General features: G+C 63.9%; 9 protein-coding genes. 1 reads left to right on the top strand and 8 read right to left on the bottom strand.

The genetic code is table 11. The features are described from left to right. Positions 1-327 precede the first annotated feature (327 nt). The 3 genes from fghA to J8I33_RS34020 all read right to left on the bottom strand — a co-directional run bounded on the left by fghA (position 328) and on the right by J8I33_RS34020 (position 4,011). Entirely contained in the window at positions 328-1,176 is an 849-nt protein-coding gene (gene fghA, locus J8I33_RS34030) for an S-formylglutathione hydrolase (protein WP_209939982.1), read from the bottom strand. A gap of 16 nt (positions 1,177-1,192) precedes the next feature. Then, positions 1,193-2,299 (bottom strand): S-(hydroxymethyl)glutathione dehydrogenase/class III alcohol dehydrogenase, encoded by a 1,107-nt coding sequence (locus J8I33_RS34025; RefSeq protein ID WP_006483756.1) that lies wholly within the window; start codon positions 2,297-2,299, stop codon positions 1,193-1,195. A gap of 215 nt (positions 2,300-2,514) precedes the next feature. After that, on the bottom strand, positions 2,515-4,011 hold the full coding sequence (locus J8I33_RS34020; RefSeq protein WP_209939981.1) for an FGGY family carbohydrate kinase: 1,497 nt from the start codon (positions 4,009-4,011) through the stop codon (positions 2,515-2,517). Between the two features lie 439 nt (positions 4,012-4,450). Between J8I33_RS34020 and J8I33_RS34015 the strand changes: the two genes are divergently transcribed. Further along, entirely contained in the window at positions 4,451-5,827 is a 1,377-nt protein-coding gene (locus J8I33_RS34015; RefSeq protein WP_050016976.1) for a nucleobase:cation symporter-2 family protein, read from the top strand. A gap of 247 nt (positions 5,828-6,074) precedes the next feature. On the opposite strand, the gene J8I33_RS34010 is transcribed toward J8I33_RS34015, so the two are convergent. The 5 genes from J8I33_RS34010 to J8I33_RS33990 all read right to left on the bottom strand — a co-directional run. Continuing rightward, positions 6,075-6,515, bottom strand: a complete 441-nt coding sequence (locus tag J8I33_RS34010) for a hypothetical protein (RefSeq protein WP_124631677.1) — start codon at positions 6,513-6,515, stop codon at positions 6,075-6,077. A 25-nt stretch (positions 6,516-6,540) separates the two neighbouring features. Beyond that, positions 6,541-7,194 (bottom strand): M35 family metallo-endopeptidase, encoded by a 654-nt coding sequence (locus J8I33_RS34005; RefSeq protein ID WP_209926259.1) that lies wholly within the window; start codon positions 7,192-7,194, stop codon positions 6,541-6,543. Beyond that, positions 7,191-7,745, bottom strand: coding sequence for a hypothetical protein (locus J8I33_RS34000; protein ID WP_124557327.1), 555 nt, complete (start codon positions 7,743-7,745; stop codon positions 7,191-7,193). Before J8I33_RS34000 ends, J8I33_RS34005 begins: the two co-directional genes overlap by 4 nt. After that, positions 7,742-8,458 carry a PAAR domain-containing protein gene (locus J8I33_RS33995; protein WP_245172632.1) on the bottom strand — a complete coding sequence of 239 codons (717 nt, stop codon included), beginning with the start codon at positions 8,456-8,458 and terminating at the stop codon, positions 7,742-7,744. Before J8I33_RS33995 ends, J8I33_RS34000 begins: the two co-directional genes overlap by 4 nt. A gap of 444 nt (positions 8,459-8,902) precedes the next feature. Then, positions 8,903-9,159, bottom strand: a 257-nt coding sequence (locus J8I33_RS33990; protein ID WP_209939980.1) for a TolC family protein, incomplete at its 5' end; no start/stop codon positions are given.

Below are 9,159 nucleotides of genomic sequence, written 5' to 3'. Positions count from 1 at the left end.
CATCTCAGCGCAACGTTTACAACCACTCCTTCCACAAAACAAAAATGCCCTTCGGTCGCTTAACTGAACGGCATTACCCCAGCTAGGGGAGTTGTTTGACACCTCGCAAACCATGTCATCCATTCAGGTCAAAGCCTCGCTCGAATAAACTTCACCACGATTAAATCGTCGATCATTATTCGGCGAATCGATTTGATATCCTATAGAACGAGTACGAATTTGCGGCAGCGTGTGATTTTTTCGGGCGGCCGCCCCCCGTTGGAAGCGTAACGAAGGATGACAGCCACGTCGCCCGCTGAAGCGCAACGACGTGGCGTCAGAGGCTGCTCACCTCGCAAGCACACGCGCATGATGCGCGATGTGATCGGCGATGAACGTCGAGATGAAGTAGTAGCCGTGGTCGTAGCCCGGATGGCGGCGCAGCGTCAGCGGCTGGCCGGCCTTCGCACAGGCGGCTTCGAACACGTCCGGGTTGAGCTGGTTCGCGAGGAACTGATCGGCGAGGCCCTGATCGACGAGGATGCCGTCCGCGAACTTCGGCGCATCGGCGCGCGCGACGAGCTCGCTCGCGTCGTGCGCCTTCCACGCGTCGCGATCCGCGCCGAGATAACCGGAGAACGCCTTCTCGCCCCACGGGCAGCGCGTCGGCGCGGCGATCGGCGCGAACGCCGACACCGACCGATACAGGCCCGGATGACGCAACGCGAGCGTCAGCGCGCCGTGCCCGCCCATCGAGTGACCGAAGATGCCGAGCCGCGCGCCGTCGATCGGCAGCTCGGCCACGACCAGCTCGCGCAGCTCGCCCGTCACGTACGACTCCATCCGGTAATGCGTCGACCACGGCGCTTCGGTCGCATCGACGTAGAAGCCCGCGCCGACGCCGAAGTCCCACGCATCGGTCTCGCCCGGCACGCCCGCGCCACGCGGGCTCGTATCGGGCATCACGAGCGCGATGCCGTGCTGCGCCGCGTATTGCTGCGCGCCGGCCTTGATCGCGAACGTCTCGTCGGTGCACGTGAGCCCCGCGAGATAGAACAGCGCCGGCACGCGCCCCTGCGCGGCCTGCGGCGGCACGTACACCGAGAACTTCATCGGCAGGCCGATGGCCGCCGAATCGTGACGGTAGAAACGCTGCTCGCCGCCGTGGCACGCATGCGAGGAAACGAGTTCGAGCATGGCGATGCGCTCCCGGTCAGTACAGCACGACCGAGCGGATCGACTCGCCGGCCTTCATCAGGTCGAAGCCTTCGTTGATCCGCTCGAGCGGCAGCGTATGCGTGATCAGGTCGTCGATGTTGATCTTGCCTTCCATGTACCAGTCGACGATCTTCGGCACGTCGGTGCGCCCGCGCGCGCCGCCGAACGCCGAGCCCTTCCATTCGCGGCCCGTCACCAGCTGGAACGGACGCGTGCTGATTTCCTCGCCCGCTGCCGCGACGCCGATGATGAACGACTGGCCCCAGCCCTTGTGCGTGCATTCGAGCGCCTGGCGCATCAGCTTCACGTTGCCGACGCATTCGAACGAATAGTCGGCGCCGCCGTCGGTCAGCTGCACGATGTGGTCGACGACGTTCTCGACTTCGTTCGGGTTGATGAAGTGCGTCATCCCGAACTTCTTCGCGAGCTCGACGCGCTTCGGGTTGATGTCCACGCCGATGATCTTGTCCGCGCCGACCATCTTCGCGCCCTGGATCACGTTCAGGCCGATCCCGCCGAGGCCGAATACGACCACGTTCGCGCCGGCCTCGACCTTCGCCGAGTACACGACCGCGCCGACGCCCGTCGTCACGCCGCAGCCGATGTAGCAGATCTTGTCGAACGGCGCGTCCTCGCGCACCTTCGCGACCGCGATCTCCGGCACGACGATGTAGTTCGAGAACGTCGACGTGCCCATGTAGTGGAACAGCGGCTTGCCGTCGAGCGAGAAGCGCGACGTCGCGTCCGGCATCAGGCCCTTGCCCTGCGTCGCGCGGATCTTCTGGCACAGGTTGGTCTTGCGCGACAGGCAGAACTTGCACTCGCGGCATTCGGGCGTGTAGAGCGGAATCACGTGGTCGCCCTTTCTCACGGTGCCGACGCCGGGGCCGACGTCGACCACCACGCCCGCGCCTTCATGGCCGAGGATCGCCGGAAAGATCCCTTCCGGATCGGCGCCCGACAGCGTGTAGTAGTCGGTATGGCAGATGCCCGTCGCCTTCACTTCGATCAGCACTTCGCCGGCGCGCGGCCCTTCGAGATCGACTTCCTCGATCGTCAGCGGCGCACCGGCCTTCCATGCAATCGCGGCTTTCGTTTTCATCGTGTCACTCCTCTGTGTGTCGGTGAGATCGGCCCGGGCCGGCGTGCGGCGCCGGCCCGGGTTTCATGCAAGGCGGTCGAAGCCGTGCCGCGCGGCACGGCGCAAGAATATCGTGCTCGCCATGATGGCCGCTCCCGCCGCGCATCGCGTGCGCGAAACGGTCGCCGGCTTGCCAGGATGCGTCATCGCTGGCGCAAAAGAACAAGTGGTCGAGTTTAAACGCCCGTCGTGAACCATGCATCCGTGCGGGCATACAGATCGACGAAGCGCGCGTGGCGTACGGCCAGCAGGCGGTCGTCGTGCGGTGCCGCGACCGGCGCAGCAGCCGGCGCCAGCGCGCGCAACGCGTCTTCACGCCAATGCCCGATCGCGACGCCCGCGAGCAAGGCGGCGCCGCGCGTCGCGGCGTTCGGGCAATCGATCGCGTGCAGCGACGCGCCGAGCGCATCGGCGAGCAACTGGCGCCAGCGCGGATCGACCGAGCCGCCGCCCGCGAGACGCAGCGTCGTCACCGCGTCACGGCGATCGGCATCGCGGATCGCATCGAGCCCCGCGCGCAACGCGAACGCGACGCCCTCGAACGCGGCGCGCATCATCGCGCCGCGCGTGTCGCCGAGCCCGAGGCCGAGCCAGCCGCCGCGCGCATCGGGGTTCATCCACGGCGAGCGCTCGCCGGTCAGGTACGGCAGGAAGCACAGCCGCTCGGACGCCGGCTGCGCGAACGCGTCGTCATACGCATCGGCCCATTGCGCGTAGCCGAGCCAGCCGCGCACGGCTTCAAGCGCGAGCCCGACGTTCTGCATCGCCGCCATCGTGTAATAGCCGCCGCCCGTCGCCGCACGATAGCGATGCAAGCCGCGCCGCGCGGGCGGCAACGCATCCGCGAGCACGACGATCTGCCCGCCGCTGCCGGTCGTCAGCAACGCATCGCCTGCCGCGGCCAGCCCGCTGCCGAGCGCCGCGCACGCGGTATCGGCCGCACCCGTCGCGAGCGGCACGCCGGCCGGCAAACCGAGCGCGGCGGCGGCCTGCGCGCCGAGCACGCCACAGCGCGCGGAGGACGCGCGAACCGGCGCGAAGCGGTCGGCCGGCAGGCCGAGCGTGTCGATCAATGCACTGTCCCACGCGCCGTCGGGCGTCGCGAGCGCCGTTGCGCACGCATCGCTCGGATCGGCCGCCACGTCGCCGCCGAGCGCGATACGCAGCCAGTCCTTCGGCTGCACGGCCCAGCGCGCGGCGCGTAGCGCGTCGGGTTCGTGCGCCGCCAGCCAGCGCAACAGCGGGCCGGCCATGCCGGGCGCGACGGGGTTCGGGACGACGGGTAATCCGGCGACGGGTAATCCGGCGACGGGTAATCCGGCGACGGGCCATCCGGCGGCAGGCCAGTCGGCCGCGTCCGCCTCGCGCACCGCGCGTGTGTCGGGCCACAGCAGCGCGGGCCGCACCGGCTGGCCGGCCGCGTCGATCAGCACGACGCCATGCATCTGGCCCGAAAAGCCGATCGCCGCGACCTGCGCACGCTCGTCGCCCGGCAGCCGCGCGGCCGCGCGCACGAGCGCCTGCCACCACGCGTCGGGCGCGATTTCCGCCCAGCCGGGCTGCGGCGACGACAACCCGTAAGGTTCGCTCGCGACGGCCCGCTCGACGCCGTCGGCATCGAGCGTGACGAGTTTGACGGAGCCCGTGCCGAGGTCGATTCCGAGCAGGCGCATGAGCTAAGAGGGATTCGAATGAACGGATGTCGATGATAACGGGATCGCGATGCGCACCGCGCTTTTTGCCGCCGCGTCGACGCATCGACCGTGGGGTCGGGCCGGCGCGTTCCACCGGGCTGCACCTTGCACGCAAAAGCGGCCGTTCGCGGGTTAACCCGGCACGATTTCCGAACACCGCTTTTTGCCACTATGCGGCCCGCCCGATACACACCATAAAGCACCCCATATTTGACAGGGGGGCCGGCGCTATTTTGAAGCGCTATAAAACCGGTACACCTCACTCCCGCGGCAGTTTCCCGATGATCGCCCCCCTGTTCCATACCGAAATGGCATATCGAACCAGCAAAGAACGGAATAGAACCCAGTGCTCTTGTTGCATGGATTCATTCCGAATAACTTCGTATCACCCCGAAAACAAGATCATGGAGTGAGACAGATGCAATCGAACACGGTCCATCCGTGCGATGAGGTGCTGCCGACCGGCAAGCTGGTAACGCTTGGCCTGCAACACGTCCTCGTCATGTACGCCGGCGCCGTCGCCGTGCCGCTTATCGTCGGCGCGGCGCTCAAGCTGCCGAAAGACCAGATCGCGTTCCTGATCAGCGCCGATCTGTTTTCGTGCGGCATCGCCACGCTGATCCAGACGCTCGGCCTGTGGATCTTCGGGATCCGCCTGCCGGTCATCATGGGCTGCACGTTCGCGGCCGTCGGTCCGATGATCGCGATCGGCACGAACCCGGGCCTCGGCATTCTCGACATCTTCGGTTCGACCATCGCGGCCGGCATCATCGGCATCGTGCTCGCGCCGACGATCGGCAAGCTGTTGCGGTTCTTCCCGCCCGTGGTGGTCGGCACGGTGATCGCGGTGATCGGGCTGTCGCTGATGGAAGTCGGCATCAACTGGGCGGCCGGCGGCGTCGGCAACCCCGAGTACGGCAGCCCCGTCTATCTCGGCCTGTCGCTGCTCGTGCTCACGCTGATCCTGCTGATCAACAAGTTCGGCCGCGGCTTCATCGCGAACATCTCGGTGCTGCTCGGCATCGTCGCCGGCTTCGTGATCGCGTTCGCGATCGGCCGCGTGAACACGGAAGGCGTGTCGCTTGCACCGTGGGTCGGCTTCGTGATGCCGTTCCACTTCGGCTGGCCGCACTTCGACCCGCTGTCGATCGTGACGATGGTCACGGTGATGTTCGTCACGTTCATCGAATCGACCGGCATGTTCCTCGCGGTCGGCGACATGGTCGATCGCCCGGTCAACCAGGAGCGCCTCGTGCGCGGCCTGCGCGTCGACGGCCTCGGCACGCTGATCGGCGGCATCTTCAACTCGTTTCCGCATACGTCGTTCTCGCAGAACGTCGGCCTGATCGGCGTGACGGGCGTGAAGAGCCGCTTCGTGTGCGCGACTGGCGGTGTGATCCTCGTGCTGCTCGGGCTGTTCCCGAAGATGGCGCAGGTCGTCGCGTCGGTGCCGCCGTTCGTGCTCGGCGGCGCGGGCATCGTGATGTTCGGGATGGTCGCCGCGAACGGCATCAAGGTGCTGTCGAAGGTCGACTTCGTGAACAACTCGCACAACCTGTTCATCGTCGCCGTGAGCGTCGGCATGGGCCTCGTGCCGGTCGTGTCGCCGCACTTCTTCTCGAAGCTGCCGCCCGCGCTCGCGCCGATCCTGCACAGCGGCATCCTGCTGGCGTCGGCCAGCGCCGTGATCCTGAACATCGTGTTCAACGGCGTGAAAGGCGAAAAGGATGCGCGCTGCGAGATTCGGCGCGCGGGGCACGATTTCGACGGGCGGCCCGCTGACGTGCATCACTGATCGCCTCGCGGCGAGCGTCCGCGCGGAGAATCGGTAACGAAAAACGCCACGGCATGCCGTGGCGTTTTGCTTTGCGGGGGCGGCGAAAGGCGGGGACGCACGGAGCGATCGTGCGAAGTGCGGTGTGCGATGACGGACACCAAGCACGCGTCGGCTTGTGGCGGCCGGCGCTTACCGCATGGTGCGCAAGGGGTTGCTGCACACCATCAAAATGTGCAGCACTGCGCGGCGGCTCGCGGCCAAGGCCTCATTTCACTTGGCAAGGACATTCATGCGGGCAACCGGGAAGGAAGTCGATTTCTACTCGTCGGCCATTATCCGGCACACCGCTCAAATGATGCGACTTATAAAGCCTGGCGTCGACGTCGATAGGTGCTCGACCAAGCCCCAATGTGACTAGAAGCCCCTTGATACTTTCCGCGCGTTGTTGAGCCAGCACGTGCGGCTGTCTTTCGTCAGCTTCGGCAAGGCCACCGACAGACGTACGATCGAGATTGGGATATTTGAGTTGAAGGTCTATCGCCCAATTGGCCACCCTTGTGAGCTCATCGCCGGACACCTTGGCAGAATCTCTTTCAAACGAAACATCAAGCGTATGGACTGGGGAGCAGGCGAATGTCCCTGCCGAGAAAAATGCGAGTGCGATACATGCCCATATCAATTTTCCGTTGGACCCAATCAGATTCAACCAGGATCGCGCCGCCACACCGCCTCTAATCCTCATAGATAAGATACCCGGCAATGCTATCCGCATTATCGATTGCGAGATCGGGGCGCGTCCGAGCCAAGACCAAGCACTTGCGCATGGAATATTGATGATCCTGAGCGCCAAAAGTGTCGGAGAAGTGAGTGCACTCATGAATCAGTGTCGACAACATCGAGTCCTTTGCACTGGATGTGGGGCGCATCCCACAAAAATTCTCGTGGATACAAATAGTATGTGTAGCGGTGTCCGGGGCGCAAACATGCGCGACGGCACCATCAGGGTCCTTGTTATTCGGCGTACAACCAAGATATCGATCAAGCTCCTCTGATTGGCGAACAAAATTTCCAGGCTTGAGATCGCGCATCACCCGACTTACTCGTGCGAGGCCGACTGTCAGACGTTGCCGAATCGTTTCATCGCTTGAGCCAAACCACGTTGCGACGCGCTGACGTTCGACCGCCCCCCACTTGCGCAAGTCTACGAGCCGTACATCAATCATTTGTACGGCTCTATCGCGTAACGTTAGAACCATACGGCGAAATTCCGCATCAGTCATGTTTGGGCAGATGGGTGGCCCGTTCGATATCAATGCCTCGATCAACGAACCTTCTTTCGTGTCCGTCATCGCCTCTGCAATCTCCACACGATCGCCGTCACTCATTCTGTTTCTCCGATGACCTCGAGCTTTACCGATTCGGCCTCCGGCGTGATCACTCGCACGGTATGCCCCTGCTCATCGGTAATCCCTGAAGCCAGCACGCCGCCACGGCAATCTGTGATCCAATACCGCACGCCCACAACAGGTTTCCTGGACTTCTTGTTGCGAATAACGAACTGCTGATCGTGGACTGCCGTGCCTCTTCTTACCGGGGCGACGCCTAAGCCATGCTTGCCCGTCAACCGCGCCACCTCGTCTGCGGCAAAGGTCATCTTCATGCCGCGCTCGGCATAGAAAACCGGTGGCGGCTTGCAATCGCAGACGTTGATATCACCACTCAACGCCCACGGCTTGCCGTTTGGCCCTGTGCCCGGCCAGCGTGGACCCACCGGGGCGACAAACCCTTCCTGCTTGCATGCCGTGCAGTACGTCTTCATGTACAGCGTTGCGATTTGCACGCGCGGCGGTGGATTGGAACAGGTTACGTCCTCCAATCCTTCTGTAATCGTGGCGCTGCCGCCCTGATCCCCTTTGGCAAGGAAATAACGAATCATGAGGTCTCGCCTCGATGCACAACGGTTGGACGCTTCGCCACGGTGAAGGCGTTAGCGGATACCAGACCATCACGCTCAGGGCTATCGGTAATGACGTCGCCGTTATCCAGTTCGCTACCGACGAAAGCCAGCGACTGGAAGTGTCCGTTATCCACCAGCCCAAGACCGCTTATGATTCGCGCGGTCGAACCGTCTGCGTAGTGAATTTGATCACCCACGACGCCAGCCTTGCCAAGTCCAACGCCGGTGTCCCACGCGCCGGTAGCTTCGCGCAATGCACCGCCTCGCGCGGCCGTGGCTCCTCGTACAGCCAACCTGTATCGCGGCAGTGCAGGCGGCGGCGCATAATCCTCGTTAAACAACCCTCCGGCCGTTTCGCCAACCGGTACGTGAATTCCCGACAACCGCTGAAGCGTTTCGGCGATACGATCGCCGTTGCTCAACCTGCTACCCACCAGCGCAAACGGCTTGTCGCTGCAAATCGCATATTCGCCTGCACCATCCACGATGACGGCCTCGCTGCCATCCTCGTAAGTGACGACATCGCCAACACGGGCAACGACAAGCCCGGCGACTGTGAGGCCGCTCGTAGCCTCGGTTACCCGCCCACCGCGCTCAGTGAGCGCGCCGATGGTGGCAAAAAGATGGGTCGGTGCAGTCTGCTCGCTCTTCATCCGGATTTCTTTCTCGACAATGGGTGAGAAATGCTTCATGCGCAATTTGCACGGACGAGAAAGAAGAACCAATCAGACGAGTTCGAATTTCGTATAACTAATCGTTATAGAGAGCGTCCAACAGCAAATGAGCCTGAGTTGGGCGAAATGAGCGGGGATTTGGCGGCCGGGCGACAGGCTACCGGAGAGGGATGATCATCGATTGGGCGAAACGAGAATCTGCACGGTTAGTCCGTACGCGTCGTGCTCGACGGCGCCCGGCCCCTGGATTTCGCGCCCGCTGCAGATGTAGACGCGTGTCCCGCGTGGATCGCCGCAGCATTCCCACGCGAGGTTACCGCGCACTTACGGACCAACGATCATGGACGAGCCTTACGTTTCCTTCGTTACGCTTCGCATCGTTCGTAACGGCCGGCTTGCGACAGGACTAACAACGTCCTGCCTGCGCGCGAAGCGACCACACGCAGGCAGGATTACCGCATGTTACCCGTTCGTCGCCGACGCAGGCGCCGGAGCCGCCGCCTTGTCGTAGTCGACCGGTGCATCCGGCGCGCGCGGCGCTTCGCCGGCGCGCTGGATCCACCCGCCGCCGAGTGCGCGGTACAGATCGACCAGGTTCGTCCAGCGCGCCAGGCGCGCGCTGATCAGCGACTGCTGCGCGGAGTACAGATCCGTCTGCGCGGTCAGCACCGACAGATAGCTGTCCACACCGTTCTTGTAACGCAGGTCCGACAGATCGA

The sequence above is a fragment of the Burkholderia sp. AcTa6-5 genome (genome assembly GCF_017815075.1).
Taxonomy (GTDB): Bacteria; Pseudomonadota; Gammaproteobacteria; order Burkholderiales; family Burkholderiaceae; genus Burkholderia; species Burkholderia sola.
Note: the sequence above shows the minus strand (reverse complement) of the source record. Positions and strands in the feature narration are given on the sequence as shown.

What these genes read in the sequence shown, in the direction of transcription:
- J8I33_RS33995 (WP_245172632.1), bottom strand. Translation starts at nt 8,458, where the DNA reads ATGAAGCATTTCTCACCCATTGTCGAGAAAGAAATCCGGATGAAGAGC.
- J8I33_RS34020 (WP_209939981.1), bottom strand. Translation starts at nt 4,011, where the DNA reads ATGCGCCTGCTCGGAATCGACCTCGGCACGGGCTCCGTCAAACTCGTC.
- J8I33_RS34000 (WP_124557327.1), bottom strand. Translation starts at nt 7,745, where the DNA reads ATGATTCGTTATTTCCTTGCCAAAGGGGATCAGGGCGGCAGCGCCACG.
- J8I33_RS34015 (WP_050016976.1), top strand. Translation starts at nt 4,451, where the DNA reads ATGCAATCGAACACGGTCCATCCGTGCGATGAGGTGCTGCCGACCGGC.
- fghA (WP_209939982.1), bottom strand. Translation starts at nt 1,176, where the DNA reads ATGCTCGAACTCGTTTCCTCGCATGCGTGCCACGGCGGCGAGCAGCGT.
- J8I33_RS34025 (WP_006483756.1), bottom strand. Translation starts at nt 2,299, where the DNA reads ATGAAAACGAAAGCCGCGATTGCATGGAAGGCCGGTGCGCCGCTGACG.
- J8I33_RS34005 (WP_209926259.1), bottom strand. Translation starts at nt 7,194, where the DNA reads ATGAGTGACGGCGATCGTGTGGAGATTGCAGAGGCGATGACGGACACG.